Source organism: Vibrio sp. E14, assembly GCF_020515785.1.
In the GTDB taxonomy this organism is placed as follows: domain Bacteria; phylum Pseudomonadota; class Gammaproteobacteria; order Enterobacterales; family Vibrionaceae; genus Vibrio; species Vibrio diabolicus.
This window is the reverse complement of the sequence record NZ_JAHPJI010000001.1, coordinates 67,610-84,391: the sequence shown is the minus strand read 5'-3', so window position 1 is coordinate 84,391 and position 16,782 is coordinate 67,610. Positions and strand designations below refer to the sequence as shown.

Annotated in this window: 13 protein-coding genes; 4 read left to right on the top strand and 9 right to left on the bottom strand. The window is 44.2% G+C overall.

Annotated features, from left to right (window positions below; all coding sequences use genetic code 11):
* Positions 1-238: 238 nt before the first annotated feature.
* The 5 genes from LIX84_RS00370 to LIX84_RS00350 form a co-directional block, all read right to left on the bottom strand.
* Positions 239-4,357 (bottom strand): M66 family metalloprotease, encoded by a 4,119-nt coding sequence (locus tag LIX84_RS00370; protein WP_226420321.1) that lies wholly within the window; start codon positions 4,355-4,357, stop codon positions 239-241.
* Between the two features lie 31 nt (positions 4,358-4,388).
* Entirely contained in the window at positions 4,389-5,258 is an 870-nt protein-coding gene (locus LIX84_RS00365) for a hypothetical protein (RefSeq protein WP_005479976.1), read from the bottom strand.
* Positions 5,259-6,288: 1,030 nt separating this feature from the next.
* Positions 6,289-6,522 (bottom strand): hypothetical protein, encoded by a 234-nt coding sequence (locus LIX84_RS00360; RefSeq protein WP_005393681.1) that lies wholly within the window; start codon positions 6,520-6,522, stop codon positions 6,289-6,291.
* An 87-nt stretch (positions 6,523-6,609) separates the two neighbouring features.
* The gene (locus tag LIX84_RS00355; RefSeq protein WP_005393677.1) at positions 6,610-7,164 is read right to left on the bottom strand and encodes a sugar O-acetyltransferase; all 555 of its coding nucleotides are present in this window, start codon (positions 7,162-7,164) and stop codon (positions 6,610-6,612) included.
* A gap of 129 nt (positions 7,165-7,293) precedes the next feature.
* On the bottom strand, positions 7,294-7,692 hold the full coding sequence (locus tag LIX84_RS00350; RefSeq protein WP_005393675.1) for an OsmC family protein: 399 nt from the start codon (positions 7,690-7,692) through the stop codon (positions 7,294-7,296).
* A gap of 203 nt (positions 7,693-7,895) precedes the next feature.
* Here LIX84_RS00350 and msrB point away from each other — a divergent pair, with 203 nt between their 5' ends.
* Entirely contained in the window at positions 7,896-9,038 is a 1,143-nt protein-coding gene (msrB, locus tag LIX84_RS00345; protein ID WP_226420320.1) for a peptide-methionine (R)-S-oxide reductase MsrB, read from the top strand.
* 51 nt (positions 9,039-9,089) lie between these two features.
* Entirely contained in the window at positions 9,090-9,236 is a 147-nt protein-coding gene (locus LIX84_RS00340) for a DUF2256 domain-containing protein (protein WP_074189751.1), read from the top strand.
* A gap of 68 nt (positions 9,237-9,304) precedes the next feature.
* On the opposite strand, the gene LIX84_RS00335 is transcribed toward LIX84_RS00340, so the two are convergent.
* The 3 genes from LIX84_RS00335 to LIX84_RS00325 are packed head-to-tail and all read right to left on the bottom strand — an operon-like array spanning position 9,305 to position 12,894.
* Entirely contained in the window at positions 9,305-10,012 is a 708-nt protein-coding gene (locus LIX84_RS00335) for an SDR family oxidoreductase (RefSeq protein ID WP_226420319.1), read from the bottom strand.
* On the bottom strand, positions 10,012-11,556 hold the full coding sequence (locus LIX84_RS00330) for a cryptochrome/photolyase family protein (protein ID WP_226420318.1): 1,545 nt from the start codon (positions 11,554-11,556) through the stop codon (positions 10,012-10,014). Before LIX84_RS00330 ends, LIX84_RS00335 begins: the two co-directional genes overlap by 1 nt.
* A 3-nt stretch (positions 11,557-11,559) precedes the next feature.
* Entirely contained in the window at positions 11,560-12,894 is a 1,335-nt protein-coding gene (locus LIX84_RS00325) for a DASH family cryptochrome (RefSeq protein ID WP_226420317.1), read from the bottom strand.
* A gap of 366 nt (positions 12,895-13,260) precedes the next feature.
* On the opposite strand from LIX84_RS00325, the gene gefA reads away from it, so the two are divergent.
* Entirely contained in the window at positions 13,261-14,274 is a 1,014-nt protein-coding gene (gefA, locus tag LIX84_RS00320; protein ID WP_005393654.1) for a diguanylate cyclase GefA, read from the top strand.
* Between the two features lie 102 nt (positions 14,275-14,376).
* On the opposite strand, the gene LIX84_RS00315 is transcribed toward gefA, so the two are convergent.
* Positions 14,377-14,955 (bottom strand): malate synthase, encoded by a 579-nt coding sequence (locus LIX84_RS00315; protein ID WP_005393653.1) that lies wholly within the window; start codon positions 14,953-14,955, stop codon positions 14,377-14,379.
* Between the two features lie 176 nt (positions 14,956-15,131).
* On the opposite strand from LIX84_RS00315, the gene LIX84_RS00310 reads away from it, so the two are divergent.
* Positions 15,132-16,688: a DUF3612 domain-containing protein gene (locus LIX84_RS00310; protein WP_134645377.1), complete on the top strand. Its 1,557-nt coding sequence runs from the start codon at positions 15,132-15,134 to the stop codon at positions 16,686-16,688.
* The last annotated feature ends 94 nt before the right edge of the window (positions 16,689-16,782 follow it).

Sequence of the window (16,782 nt, the reverse complement as noted above, 5' to 3'; positions counted from 1 at the left end):
CAATACACCCAAGCAGGGAAATATCGAGATCAAGCGTGGGAGTCTTTAACTCTTCGATCTAAAGGTGATATGCAGGCCGTTACCCCTTCTTATGCTGCCCAACTTATCGAACAAAGCAAAGCGACACTTGTGATGACAGAAGACGGACAGATCATCTTTCACTCCTAAATTCCATCAATCCTATGACGAAAAAGGCCTGCATTACTGCAGGCCTTTGTATGAGTGAATTAAGAGTTATTTACTGGAAACTCACTGCAGTTGGTAGGCGATCAAGCATCTTGTAGTAATCACCAGCCACAGCGCCGATATCACCACGCAAATACGCTTGAATCATATTGAGATCTTTCAGCCAAAGTTCTTTGTCAGCATCTGAAGACGCCATGTACCCTGCGTACACATTGTCGACCGCGAACATCATGTCTTCGGCGTGATCGTTGTAAATCAAAAGCATCGCATCAGTGTAAGCTTCGAACGCTTTCAGCTCATCGTGCGCTTTACCACCTTTGTAGCTCAATGTGCCCGAAGTTGCATCGATGACCAAATCACCCGAAGTCACATTCGCTGTCGTAAAGTTGATGAAAGACTGGCTAAACGACAGCATACCTGCCGCGATATCCGCATCAATGGTTCGCTTCATTGCGTTGACCATTGGCGCATCCAGCAGCAATACAGGATCGTGGAACGCTGGGACAATCGCTGTTCGGAATGGCCCCCAAGCGCTATCGATGCTCTCTGCAACCTTGTTTAGTGTTGCAGGCTCATAGCTATCTAGGTACGTTTTTAGATCGTAACCTTTGGACGTCACCAGTTGATTTGCGTAGTCGTAAGCCAGCTTGTTTGCTTTTGTTGCCACAAACTTCTCGCCGTCGATAACAAACTCAACCTTGTCACCCGCGATGATACCGTAACGGTCTTGCTGCTTCGTAAACGTATCAAACTGAGATTGACCACGAGTCTTCACTGTATAATCGTAAGACTTCATTTGGCGCACACCCATTCTCAGGATAACATCGCCAACACGTCCGCGACCTTCTGCGCCAATATCAAGGAATCTTGCAATGCCACGAGGCATTGGTGGTAGGGACTCCATTTGCTCAGTGATGTGTAGGTTCACAGTAACACTTTTTAGATTGGTGTATTCCTTACCGTCTTTACCCACCAATTTGACTGGCGTATTTAACGCGTCATTTGCCACGATGTTGCCCATGATGTCTTCGTATTCAGCTTGCACCCCAGGGATATCAAGCAGCGATGCAAAGCTCACCTCATCGGTAAAACGGTTCGAGAATCGACGTGCTAAGAAATAGCTCGCAAGCGCTTTGTCTGGCCAGTTACCCAACACAGACACCGCATTTGACCAAGGGTAATCCGGGTCAAAGCTACCAATTGAGTTTAGGAAGCGTCCATTCGCAGTTTCCGCAACAGCTATATAGCCCTCATCTGAATCTTCGATAAAGCGTGCTACCAAATCATCAAAACAGCTGGCTGTTGAAAGATCGTAATCAGCCGGGATTTGGTGTGAGTTGTTGTCTAACAGTTGACCAAAAGAAATCACTTTTTGGTTGCCTGCCGCATTTTCTATCACACATTGATGCTCTGGTGTGCGCAAGATATCAAGGAAGAACGCCGCGGATTTTTTCGCCCCATTCGCGTAATCACAGAACCATGAGTTATCGGCTTTGCCTTCGCTACAGTATTGAGGGTTTGAAGCAATGCGCAATAAGAAATCACCCGGCTTATCCGTTGACGAAGTGTAACCAAGATTGGTGTACAGGTTATCGATGCGCTCAAGATCTTCCATCTTGTCACGGATAGCGCTCATTTCCATGTAACGGCGCACTAAGTAACCAGGATAATCGGATGAGAATAATCCCGTCGTCCCATATAACTCCAAGTTGCGTCGATCATAGCTATCGAGATAGTTCTGCCACTCGTAAGAAACAATTTCTTCTAGGTTTGTACCTTCGTCAAAACGGTTACAGTCGCTGTTTAGAGAAACGTTCCCATCGGTACAGAAATCGTAAGACTTACGCTCAATTTCATTCACTTTATCTAGGTAGTAAAGTGCGCCATAACGAGTTTTCGCATTCAGTTCAGGATCATCAGACAATGCAGCAGTATCGAATCGGCTGAAATCACAGTTGTAGAGTGATTTGCCTTTCTCGTTCCCCGTTAGCGCCTTCACTTCAGAACACACCATCAGCGATGTATTGTCTGGATTGTTGCCAAACTGGTATGCAAAGCTTTGTTGGTAGGCTTGCTGATCAGCGAGGTAACGAGCGTATGACGCTTTGTCTTCATCGCTCGCACTGTCTGCCGGTTTCGCAACAGGTGCAGGAGCCGAGCCTGAAGAATCTTGAATCGTCTCGACTTTACGACCGTAGCCAAACTTAAACGCCGCAATGTCGTACAGACCCCAAGTTGGCGTTTCATCCAACATGCTTGGTGCGTAGTCCATCGTCGAACTGTAAGCAGGAATGTTGTTCAAACCAAGTTGATGCGCTTGCTCTAACGTGTAGTAGTTCGCTTTGTCATTTGAGCCTTTAAAGTTATGGCGCAGACCCATGTTGTGGCCAAGCTCGTGAACGAGCGTATTGCTGTAAGTCGCAACCGTAATCGCATCTGCGGCTTTCACTTGCAACTCTTTTGGCAGGTATTTCCAACGCTTAAGCTGACGCGATACTTCGTTACCTGCGTCATCGAGTTTGCTCTCAAAGTAACGCTCGTCGTCCAACTTCAAGTTGTCCAACATAGCCTTGTTAGTTGAAGAAACCCACGACGCTTCGATTGGATAGACGTTGTTCTCTGCCCAAAAAGACAAACGGTTCTCTTCAGCGGCAACCACCTTTTCAAACTCCATATCATCATTGAAGTTTTTCATTAGCTGAGTTGGGCTCTTTGTCGCCGCCTTGCCAGAAACGATGTCTTCTTTTGATACGAAAGGCGCATAAATGTTTTCATCCGATTTCAGGCTCGCCATTGCTGCCATTGTCGAGAGGGCTTCAACTCTATCCTCGACCTCTGTTTTCACCGTTTCACTATTAGTCGGCAGTGGATCCAATCCATCTAAGTCCAGCTGATTACGATTGTAGAATCGCGCCAAGTTATCCCAGTAGAAAGGTACCCCCGTTCTTGCAACGCCTGCGTACTGGTTCACGTGACCTTTGATAATTTCCCCTGTCATCGGGTTAGAAACCGACGGGCCGTAGCCAAGCAGACCGTTCGCTAGAGGCTCGTCAATCAGATTAATCACGTTGTAACGCAGGTCGCCTGGGTGAATACCAGCCGCTTTGGTTTTGTTCACAATCTCGATTTCGGGCTTGCCTGCATCCGCCCCAAATACATTCAGCGCTTGGTTCATCTTGTCGATCGATTGCAGCGTTGCATCCAAGAACAACTTGTTCTTCTCTTCAAAGAAATTGTCGCTCAAGTAATATTTAATAGAGCCTTGATCTGGGTTGAAACGATTGAGGTAAACCACATCACGGTCGTATTTATTCGTGACTGGGTTAAGCTTTTTCGTCGACGTGGTGAAGAAACCAATGTCGTTCTCATCACCCACTGGGTACAAGATCGGTTGGTAACCTTCAGTTGCCACTTCACTTTCGTGCACTAACGAGTAGTAGAAACGAGATTTAAACGCGCCATCTACAAGCGCCTCATCCAAGCTCGCTTTCGTTGCAAAGTTGATGTAGTCGGAAATATTATCTAAATCGATACGGAACGTGCGCTCTAGTTCGAAATTGAGAAGACCGTTTTTAGGGTCAAAGTCCCACGAGATCAATCGTGGTGCGCCAATTTCATCAATGCCCTCGGTAATACCATACAGATCTTCCATATTGAATTCTGCAATTTCAAGATCTTCAGGGCGAGGAGTGAAGTGGGTTTTCTTCTTGTAGCTTAGGCTTGCGTCTTCGTTGGTTTCTTCTTTGTTGGTGCAATCACCATGCGCGTCTTCTTGACAGCGATACGCCGCAAAGTCACCCGGAATCGTCAGCACTTGCGCGAAGTTAACGCCGTCGTCGTCTGCGACAAATTTCTCTTCACCGCAGTAATTATTAGCATCTTTGCTTAGATGCGCGTCTGGGTAGTTTTTATCGTAACTGCGAACTTCCAGACCTTCTTTGGTAAAACAAAGCTCAACGTAACGAGGTGAACCTTGCAAGAATGGGAATTGGTTCAGAGCAAAGCGTGGCGCGGCACCAGTCGTCGGAACGTAAAACCAACGACCGTCTTTAAGATCTTTTACTGCGACTTCTTTTGCATCTCTTTCGACATAGTCATACGCCTGATCATCTGCGCCACAGCCTGCAAGTGCGGCCGTTATTGCTGACACCAGAGTCAATTTTTTAAACATTATTTGGATATCCTTAATTGTTGTTATTTTCCTAGAAGGAGTAAGTCACTGTCGCGATGTAAGACGCTTTCTCTTGGTCCAACAAATCGATGTTGCCCAAGGTGCCTCGCTCTGCATCTTGATAGAAACCCGTTGATGACGCCGCGAGTAGCAATGACCAGCTTTCATCAAACTCGTATGTGCCGTACAACGCCCCCTCATACTGCCAACTGCTTCTGCGCGTACCTTGATAACTGATGCTGTTACCACCTAACGCCGTGATCCCCACTGCGAACGATTCCCACGACTTTTCTGCAACAGCAAACAACGAGTAAGTCCACTCAGTCAGCGAGCGTCCACCCATGGTTTTGTATTCGTGGAAATTTTTTCTCAATCTTGGCGAAACCGAAAAATCGACGCTCCAAGCTGAAAAAGAGATCGGCACATCTAAACGAACCGCGGTGTGCAGTTCATCTTTACGAGATGTTTCTGAAGTTGGAATGGTGAGCTGACCCGCAACGCCGATTTTCCCTGTATCTCCAAAGCGATATAGGTTCGTGTATTGCAAGCCCAACACCGAATCTGTCGCGTAGGTGCCGACTTCATCTTCTAGGGCACGATAGCCACCCGTAGAAAAATAGGCTTTTGTGTCGCTCGAAAAGGAATAAACGAGATCGCCTCCCCACGAGAAATTGCGGACAGAACGGTAGTCGTCTTTATCGTAAATGTTTGTATCGTAAGATAGGTAAACGGCCCCACTAAACTTACAAACAATACAGGACGTATCTCCTTCATTTTGTGTAGATTCAGGCGTGCTAGTGCTATCAATTACACTCGTTTCCACCGCGAATGATGGCGCTGAAAACAGCGTACCCAACAACATTGCAAGCGGCGTCATCATCCACTTTGTTGTGTGCTGCATGTTTTGAAACTTCCATGAGAATTAAGTTCATTAGAATAAACTTAAAGACAAACAGATTATTGGGATGAAATTCCATAAAAATTCAGATAATCACCCCCAATAAACCTATCAACCATAAAATTACTCTTATGGTTAAATCCTTATTTAATTTTTTAATACTATTTATCTTAGTATTGTCGTGTTCTACTTTGCTTAAAAACGTACTTTAAAATGACTTTTTATAAATAAAGCCACTCACCACAACGTTAAAGAAGCAGCAAAGCAACGCCATTAAAACAAAAGTCAAAAGACAATTATTATCAACAACTTAAAATCAACAAAAACAGTTAAAATGAATGAGTCAAAATGTATAAGTTAAAATACAAAAAAATATAAGAACATCATTCCGTTTAATTTTAGTCGTTATTGTATTGAGAAAGTTTAATTTTCAATTTCTAAAATTGGTGGGATACACATAAGAGAAATCATCAAAACCATCCGTTGTTAATAATGAATTTCGCATTTAAAACAAAAGATAGAAACAAGATCAAATTCATGTTTTCTAATATATCTATTCAACCCTTCACAAGTTTGAATAGAAAATCAAACTTTCAGTCAATCTAAAACCAACAAAGCATTCACCAAGTGAATATTCAAAGGATAAGTCAAAACTAAATAGCACATACGGTCAGCATATTTGTGAATTACTATTCATTAAATGTTTTTTTATAAATTAAACATTAATGTGACCAATTTCACAAAACCGCACTGTATATAACATAAAGCAAACGAAATTTAAGTGTTTACGGACCCAAAACGTGTCGATAGAACAGAGGTTAAACATCGAGCTGAAACACGTATTTCCCACCAAATTTATTATACATAGCAGTGATTTACCTGTATCCAAGCGGTTAAAATGTGTACTGGTGTGACTCATTTTTGAGAAAGGAACATAAGAAGAGCAAAAGCACTAAAAGAGGATAATGCGATTTGAATAACCAGTGCTTCAAACCGCACTTATGAACTTATGCAGAGAAAGAAAGACTATCAGTTACTGTTGAATGGTTTTATGACCACAGTTTTCGCAGATCAAGTGACGTTCAAATTCATCCATAGAAGCAAGGAAGGCGCCGAACACTACACTTTTGAGAAATCCAGCGATGAACTCTTTCTTGTTGCGATTTTTATCGCCTTCAAAGCCACTTTTCTTTCTGACTAACACCACTACATGATGCGTTTCTACCCCACATGTCGGGCACATGAGGACTTCTGTCTTGTTCGACATCTTAGACTCCTTGGCGAATTATCCCTTTCTGATGGCATGATTCTCTTATGCCTGTAAAGCGAGTCATCATACCATCACTATCGATTCTTACTCTTCTTCGTTGAGACGACGAATCAACTTAGCAGGTGTGCCTCCGTATAGACAATCTGGCGGCACATCATGGTTGACGACCGAGTTCGCCGCAATCACCGAGCGAGCACCAATCGTTACACCTTGGTTAATGACGGAGTTACCACCAATCCACACATCATCTTCAATCGTGATAGGTTTACAAAACGTCTCCCAACGTCGGCGACTTCGGTAATCAACAGAATGAGAAGCCGTATACAATTGCACGCTTGGACCGATTAGCACGTGGTTCCCGATGGTAATTTTAGCGCCATCAAGCATGACCACATTCATGTTGATAAAGGTTTCTTCGCCGATTTCGATGGTTTTACCGAACTCGCAATGGAAAGGTGCTTGAACAATGCAAAGACCCGCTTTGCCAAACAGCTGTTTTTGTAATTCGTCGCGCTGACTTTCGTCAGTATTGTTATTGAGCGCTCTAAGTGCTTGAAGAGCATGACTTCTAATTGCGTCAATTTCTTTGTCCATGCCATCAAAGATTTGACCAGACATCATTTTTTCGAGTTCTGTCACTGGGAGACTCCTAAAACCTGCAATTACTACTTTCAGATTAATCACACGGTACGTGAATTGCGGAATAAAAAAAGAGAAAAGCCTGCACTTTTCTCTTTCCTGTTTTTATATTTTGTGGAGTCTGTCGACTTACACGATTTCCCAGCTGTGGGTCATCTCAACACCTTCACCTAGCATTAAGCAAACCGAGCAGTATTTTTCTAGCGAGTCAGCCGCCACTTTTGCTACGACTTCTGGGTCAAGCTCGTCACCTGAAACTTCAAAGTGGATATTCACTTGCGTAAAGATACGTGGTGCGGTTTCACGACGCTCTGTGGTTAGTTTGGCATTAACAGACAAGACCTTTTGTCCTGCCGTTTTCAAACCGTCGACAACATCGACAGAGCTACAGCCACCAGCGGCCATTAGTACCATTTCCATTGGGCTTGGTGCCGTTGCACCGCCATTGCCATCCATCACTACGGAGTGACCCGACTGAGATTGCCCAAGGAATTTAAAATCTTCTACCCATTTAACTTCTGCTTGCATGATTTACCTCATTTAGCATCGCTCGTTGAAGACATCGTTGCCCTATCAAGCGGTGTATTTCGTGTCGATACTTTAGCTTTCTCGCATAAAAGGGCAACGGAATTTTCAACATTGCTGTAATTTTTTCGCTCGGTTGCCTTTCTCTATACGTAACACTTTTTATTTCAGTCACACTTTCTACGGAAAACAACGTTGAGGTAGCTATGAAGAATATATCTAAGTTATTGGTCGGATTCTCTTTCGCACTTCCTGTCTTGTTCCTACTTTTGAGTAAAGCAGGCACCGCCGATACGATGGATAAGATGAAGGCTTCAGAGAATGCAGAAATCGCCACACTGGCTGGCGGCTGTTTCTGGTGTACAGAATCTGATTTGGAACAGTTGACTGGCGTAGTCGATGTCATATCAGGCTATTCTGGTGGTCATGTTGAAAACCCAACTTATCGCCAAGTTTCATCAGGTAAATCAGGTCACATAGAAGTGATCGAAGTTAAGTACGATCCTAAAGTGGTTAGTTACGAGCAAGTGTTGGACTACTTTTTCCGTCATATCGATCCTACTGACGATAAAGGCTCTTTTGTCGACCGTGGTCCACAGTATCGCCCTGCTATTTTCTATCATAACGCGGAACAAAAGCAGATCGCAGAACAGTTTATGATGGAAATCGACAAGGCGATGATCTATCCAAAACCGTTGAAAACAGAACTGATCGAGTTTGAGAAGTTTTATCCCGCAGAAGAGTATCACCAAGACTACTACAAAAAGAGCAGCTTAAAGTATAAGTATTACCGCTATGCGTCTGGTCGAGATAAATACTTGGATGAAGTATTTGGTGATGATCGTAAAGAGACCCCAAAAACGCTTCGTCAGTTGATCGAAGAAAAAAAGTTGATATCAAAAGTGAAAGCGTACAGTAAGCCTGCTAAGTCCGAGATCAAATCAAACTTAACGGATTTGCAATACTACGTAACGCAAGAAGAAGGCACCGAGCGTCCGTTTGACAACGAATATTGGGACAACAAAGAAGCGGGGATTTACGTTGATATCGTAACTGGTGAGCCGTTGTTTTCTTCTACCGATAAATACAAATCGGGGACGGGTTGGCCAAGTTTCACTAAGCCAATCAACCCAGGTTACATCGTTGAAAAAACCGATTACAAGCTGATTTATCCAAGAACGGAAGTTCGCAGTAAGTTTGGCGATTCTCACCTTGGTCATGTTTTTAAAGACGGTCCGAAGCCAACAGGATTACGCTACTGTATGAACTCTGCGGCAATGAAGTTTGTCCCTGTAAGTGAAATGAAAACGCAGGGGTATGAAGAGTATCTTTATCTCTTTGATAACTAGTTCGTATTCATTCAACTTCAAGGGCATACGATGGTGAATGGGGAGGACCAGATGAAAGGTTTTAAAACACAATTACCAACCAAAATCTGCTCTGTTTGCCATCGCCCATTTTCTTGGAGAAAGAAATGGGCAAGAAATTGGGACGAAGTCGTTTACTGTTCTGAGCGCTGCCGAAGAAACAAATCAGTCAAAAGTTAGAACCACAAAAACTTTATGCCGCACTGCTAGCCTTATTTTCCAAGGTAACGTGGCCCACAAGCTGCGCTTCACCAAGGTAACAAGGCACCATCATAAGCCCAAAATGCCCCGCTATCCTGCGGGGTTGCTTTGTCAATCAATCCCCATAAGTCTCGCGCGACACGCTCTGGGCTAAACAGCTTTCCTTCAGGTACATTCGCTTGAAAAGGTGCCGACAAAGCCGTATCTGTTGTGCCTGGGTGAAGAGCGAGTACAGTCCCGTGTTTGACCATTCTCCGCCATTCAATCGACATGGTTTTGAGGAACATATTTAACGCGGCTTTCGATGCACGATAGCTGTACCAACCGCCTAAATGATTATCACTAATACTGCCAACTTTGGCCGAAATGGTCGCAAACTTAGGGTTGGCACTGCGTTTTAACTTGGGCGTGAAGTATTTCGCCAACAGTAAACTCGGCAAAGTATTAACCATGATGGTTTGCTGAAAAAAGTCTGCGTCGAGCGAGCTAAGATTCTTCTCAGGGCCTTTCTCTTGGGTGTGCAACATACCAACGCAGTTCACCAACCAATCAACATGTTCAATTTGCTCACCGAGTGCTTTCACCTGCTCGTCCTGCGATACATCCACTTGATGCCAAACTACATTTGGGTGTTGCCAATCTGGTTGGTGCTTACGATAAGTGGCATGCACGCGAGCTTGGGGAAAGCGAACTAGCGCTTGTTGAACCATCGCCAATCCAATGCCGCCATTTCCACCAACGATCAGTATGTCCATTACAAGCTCTCCAAGTTTTCCATATAGTGCTCTGCGGTATCTAATATCGCTTGGCGTTGCTGCTCTTCCATATTGTCCCAAGATCGGAAAATCATCCCTATACGTGGATTCGTTGCTAAGCGTTTGTCGTGTTTGTTCATAAAGCGCCAATATAAGCTGTTGAACGGACATGAACCTTCACCACTGCGTGCTTTGTTATCGTAGTGACATCCTTTACAGTAATCGCTCATTTTGTTGATGTAAGAGCCACTCGCCGCATACGGTTTGGTACCAACAATCCCACCATCTGCAAACAGTGCCATACCGCGCGTATTGGGCATTTCTACCCATTCAATCGCATCAACGTAGATACCGAGATACCATTCATCCACTTGATCTGGGTCGATCTCGGTTAATAAACAAAAGTTACCGGTTACCATCAAGCGCTGAATGTGGTGCGCGTAAGCGTAATCAAGAGACTGGCCAATCGCGTTTCGCATACAGGCCATTTTGGTTTCGCCGTTCCAGAAGAAGTCTGGCAGCTTTCTACTCGCTTCCAGTTCATTCTTTTTCGGGTAATGAGGCATGTTCGCCCAATAAACGCCTCGGATGTACTCTCGCCACCCCAAGATCTGACGAATAAAACCTTCTACCTGAGAAATATCGATGTCGGCATTGGCATGAAATGCCTTAAGTGAAGCGTCAATCACCTCTCGCGGATTCAGCAGCTTGCTGTTCAGCGAGAACGAAATCCGGCTGTGATACAAGCTCCATTTAGCCTCGTGCTGACCTGTCATGGCGTCTTGAAAACGACCAAACAGTGGCAAACAGACCTGACAAAAATGCGCGAGTAAAGACAAGCTTTGAGAGCGATTTACTGGCCAAAGTAAATCACCATTTAATTTACCTATGGTTTGAATGTTGTGCCGACCTAAGCGCTCGACAATATCACTGACGTCATGACTAAACATTAATGGCTTTGGCAGCTGTTCAATGTCTTTTGCTTTAAGTTTATTTCGGTTATTGGCGTCGTAGTTCCACTTTCCACCAATAGGCTTATCGTCTTGCATCAAAATGTTGAAACGCTTACGCATACGGCGATAAAAGTGCTCCATCATGATGTGTTTACCTTGGGGAAACTGCGATTCTATTTCCTCAAACGGTAACAAAAAGTGTTCCGAATCGACGCTGCGCATCACGACCCCATCAAGCTTTAGTTTGGCTAACTGCTCTAGTAAACGGTATTCGTCGGGGCGTTGATATTCAAACTTACTTGCACCAACTTCACTCACGTAGTGTTGTAAGACTTGCGCAAGATCCTCGAAAGATTGTGTGTCATCCAACGTAAGGTGCAAAACTTGATGCCCTTCTTCCTGCAGCTCGTTGGCAAAATTCGCCATCGCAGAGAAAAAAGCACACACCTTTTGAATGTGATGCGTAACGTAAGTATTTTCTTGTTTCAACTCAGCAACAAGGTAAAGCACCGAGTCGTCTACACGTTGAAACCACGAATGCTCGCTATTAAGTTGGTCACCAAGAATGAGCCGAACCGTCTCGTAATGCATTGGTTATCTCCCGCTCTCTTTTTTTGGCGCAATCGGCCAATCCACCATATCGACACTATCAAGATGTACGCCTACGCATCTCCCCTGCCATTTGTCGATAAATGAAAAATCTGGGTCATAAGTTTGTGTCTGCTTTTCTAGATTAAACTGACGTGAGCCACGTGGGTCAGCGCCAACACCAGCCAAATACTGCCAGTTGCCCCAATTAGAGCCGACATCGTAATCAATCAGCTGAGTTTCAAAATAAGCAGCACCATAACGCCAGTCGAGTCCGAGTTCATGAACCAGACAACTCGCGACCAGTTGGCGCCCTCGGTTAGACATATAACCCGTTTTATTAAGCTGATGCATACATGCGTTAACTATTGGAAAAGGTGTCTCGCCTTTCTTCCACTGCTTAAAGCGTTGCGCATAAAAACTGGTCAGTGGTGGCTGGTTGGCGATACCGCCAAATCGAAACAACTTCTGTTGATACTTTCTCGCGTACCAATAAAAGTATTCCCGCCACAACAACTCGAAATAGATCCAATAGGTTGAATCATTTGCTCCGTTCTTCCGCTCATATTGTTTGAGCATGGCATAAATGATTGTAGGAGAGACGCAACCATGAGCTAACCAAGGTGAAAATTTAGTTGAATACTCCACCCCATCAAGCCCATTGCGCGTCTGTTTATATTCACTCGCTAAACTTGAAGCAAAATAGCGTCGACAATGTTCAAGACCGCTCAGTTCTCCGCCATCAAATGCTGGTTTGGTGTCAAAGTAATATGTCGTGGCGGTAGGAAAATTCATACCTGAAGGTTCTGGCGGTAAAGCATGAACGCTCTCGTAAGGTTGAGAGAGGTCTAAACCTTCGACCTGCTTTCTAAATTTCGTGAAGGTCGCAGGCAGTTGCCTTAATTCAAATGGCAGCTGTTCTTCGCACAACAAAGTGCGGATCGCTTGCTGTTTGATGTTCACATGGGGAGTGTCTTCAATTGCACGCTCTAGTGCCTGTTGCTCATCCGAACCAGCAAACGCATCAGCATAAATATGAGTGATACCGAAATGACTGATGGCATATTTGATCGCTTGATAGGGCGTCAGTTCAACCGTCCATAATCGTTGCCCCAATTTAGCTAAAGATTGATTAAGTTCATTAAGCGATGCCTCGAGAAACTGCAATTTCGCACGCCCTAAAGAGGTCTCCTGCGCAAAGTGCTGCAAGTAAGGTGTCACCGAGGGGCGACAATACAAACAAATTAACTCATCCATTTCTGCACAAGCGTCTACCAACAGCGGGTTGTCATGCAAACGCAGGTCATTAGTGAACCAATACAGTCCTATTATCTTATCCAAGTCGCCCCCTCTTTTGTAAACTCGTTTTTTGTAAACTCGGTATCCCCGCGTTCTTGTTGCAAATAGCCTAAGCGCTAAGTCTTTTATTCCACTCGTTGTTGTACGGGCAATAGAGCTTTACGATCATTAGGTTACTGACAATCTCACTAAACCAATTGGCTGGTCATCTTAGAGCCCTTAACACCAAAACATCGTTCGCGCATGTTTCATACTAAGATTTTATAAAATTAAAATTTGGCGATATTGATAACGGTCTTAATCACTCATTTTTTATATAAACCATGCAAAAATGATAAAAATTAAAGCGATATTGGTTAATATCCGTTAATCTAAGTCCAATTCCATTTTGCTAGTACCATCGCAGAAATGACCGACGAGTTTAAAAAATCGACCGCTAATTTGAAAAAAGCGGTCCCACTAATGATCAAAAATCATGTTGCTGCCACGCCAGCCAACTATGCGCTTTGGTATACCTACGTTGACAAGACCATTCCTGAACTCAACTTTGAGTTGGATACGGTGTTAGAAAACTACGGTATCTGCCCGCCTGCAACCAATAAACAGCTTTATAACAACTATGTTGCCAGTAAAGCAGAAACTAGCCTTGAAGATCTTAGAACCAATGTAGAAGTTCTGCTGCATGAAGTGTCCAGCTCGATGAGCGATACACTTTCAGATACTTCTTCCTTTTCTGAAATGGTAGACAAAAGTTTTAATAAGCTAGAAAAAGTTGAAGACAACAGCTTAAGTATTGAAGAAGTGATGGTGGTGATTCGTCAACTTGTCGCAGAGTCACACGAAATTCGTCACTCGACAAAGTTTTTGAATAGCCAATTAACTAATGCGAGTGAAGAAATTTCTCGCCTCAAAAATCAGCTGGCTGAAGTACAGCAAGACGCATTATTTGATGGTCTATCCAACCTTTACAACCGTCGAGCTTTTGATAAAGATCTGTCTTCGCTTATCGCATCAAATCAAGCAATGACCTTGATCATGCTTGATATCGACCATTTCAAGTCATTTAACGACAATTACGGCCACCTTTTCGGCGATACGGTGCTAAAAGCCATTGCCCGTCGACTACAACAAAGCTGTCGAGATGGAATATGCGCGTATCGTTTTGGTGGTGAAGAGTTCGCCTTAATTGTGCCCAATAAGTCTCTGCGAATTGCTCGCCAATATGCAGACACACTACGCCGCATGATAGAAAAACTGCGCATCAGAGATAAGCGTTCTGGTACACAAGTTCACAGCATTACCGCTTCTTTTGGGGTAGCAGAATATGAGGTGGGTGATACGCCTGAAGCTCTGGTCAATAAAGCCGATAAGCAACTTTATGAGGCAAAACAACTCGGTCGTAACCGCGTGATGCCCATTTAAATCAATTTGTTATGTAAGCTTGGTTAATAGGACCGACTTTCGAAATAGAATAAAAACCCCGCACTATTAAATGCGGGGTCTATTTATCTGGCGCTTCACATCTTAATCGACACTGTAGCAATAGCTTAGAATATAGTCGTCACCGTTTTTCGCAGTGTATTCTTTATCTTCACTACATGCCATCGGCTTACCTTTTTTGTCGCCTTTGATTAAGCTGATCCAGTGGCGCATCGCCGTCGGCGCATTGCCCGTTAGTTCAGGATTAAACGTAGTGCGTGTTTCCAGTTGAATGTCATCAATATCCATCAACTCCACACAACCGGTGCCTTTATGACAGCCAAATAGCACTTCTACGTGGTTACCTGAATCGTCTTTAAACAAGATCGATTTTGGATCTTCTTTCTCACCCGTATACGCCACAAAGTGTTTTGGGCTTTTCAGGCCGCTGTGTGTGCCGTCTTTGAAGTAAGCCAATACATGGCGGTAATCAATTACGTAACTTGATACATCTTGGTGCGACCCGTTCTCCAATGGGAACATGCGGTCTAGTAGTTGCTTCGCTTTTACTTGCTTCTCGCTCTGCTGCTCAGCACTTACCGCTTCGACGGCAAATACAGCTTCAGCGATAAATGGGCGTTGTTGTTGTTGCATCTCTTTTTTATCGAAGTTCAGCATATTCATCGTCATATCCTCGCACTTAAAAAAACTCGTCCTAGAGTAAAAACTTAATTCCTTCGTTTAAGTTTCAGGCAATTCTGTGAAGTTGATGGTTAATTTCCTTGCCTGCTTATTATGTAGACTAGCGAAATATTGACTACAATTTCACAACAAAAATTTTACAATGTGAATTTTACAAAATGTCTGTGTCAAAAAGCCTTATCCGTCAGTCCCATTTTCTAGGTACGAAAATTCGCAACCTAAGGAAAAACAACCATTTAACGATGGAGGATTTATCTGCACGCTGTGTAAGGATCAATCCTGAGTACGCACCGTCGGTATCTTACCTTTCGATGATAGAGCGCGGAAAACGCGTTCCGAGTATTGATATGCTCGAAGTAATCGCGGAAGTTTTTCAAAAAGATCCTACGTGGTTTTTAGATGATGAACCGGAATTAGAGGCCATTACCCCCAACAAAGGGAATCGTGGCGGTATCAACGGTATGGCATTGGAGCCAAGCTTTTTGTTCTCCAATGATATTCTCCAAATCGCGATTCCAGAGATGTTGTCTCAAACGGGTATTACTGGACGTCAATTCGCCCACTTGTTGATCCGTGCGCACCAAGAGAACCATCAAAACCATTTTCCTGATTTAGAACGCGCAGCTGAAGAGGTCGGCTTGAAGCGCCTGAATCTATCGGTAGAAGATCTGATAGATATCGCGAAAAGTATGGGGTTGGATATCCGCTGGGTAGACCGAGCACCACAGGATGTGATTGATGAACTGGGCGTCAGCGCCAAACAGTTGATTACGTCTTTCATGGAACCACCTGGCACCATTTATCTCAATAAACGAATGCGTGACTACCCAACCCGATTGAAATATGACTTGGCGGTATACATCGGCCATCGCGTGCTCCATAGCAGTGATGCAATGAATAACGTTTTATCTATTGGGCATCAAAACAACTGGGAGCAAATGGACAGCCCAGTTTCCAACTCTGAGCTCAACTCGCAAGATATCCTACAAGCTTGGCGCGATTTTGAGTCCAGCTTTTTTGCTGGTGCCCTGCTTTGCCCCAAAGTACCATTTCGTCAGTTGCTTGACCGTTCCGGTTACGAAATTGATGTTCACAAAAAGGCCGGCGTTTCTCCTTCCGTTGCGATGCGTCGTATGACCGTGGTTTCTCCGTACCCTCATTGGCACTACTTTGATGCCTATGGTCCGGGCAAGTTGAAAGCGGTATATCGTGGAAATGGCATCCCGCTTCCTTGGGGCAATATGCGCAAAGTGAACGATCCTTGCCAACACTGGGCCGTATTTAGACGTCTAGCCCAACCTTTGGATACCAGTTCAGCGCAAATTTCGATTTTGAATGTGGGCGACGAGCCACGTATTTACTGTTGTGAATCAGTCAACGTATTTGACCCTGCGGGGAACAACCGAGTGTTGTGCGCGGGGATAGATTTAAACCCTGCGATTTCTGCACAAGGTGGTGATGCGGTTTCTATTGCGGAAGAGCTGAAGTCACTTTGTGTCGCTTCCGGCGGAAGTAGTGTCATTCCTCCCCACATCAAAAAAGACTTAACAACCATTGCTAAGATATTAAACATCAATTGGATAGAACGAGGTATTCAAACCCAAGCTAGGCTAATCTGCTCAAGAGGGGCCGTTTGTCCAAGGCAGCCTAGTTGTTACAGTAAGTGCGGAGAAGCCGATGAGACAGGTGACAACGTGAATATTATTGGTCTCTAGAAAGAAAAAACGCCAATCACAATAATCGTGATTGGCGGTATATACTTGTGAACAATGTGTATTCACTAACAACGTCAGTTGGCTAGGTGACCCT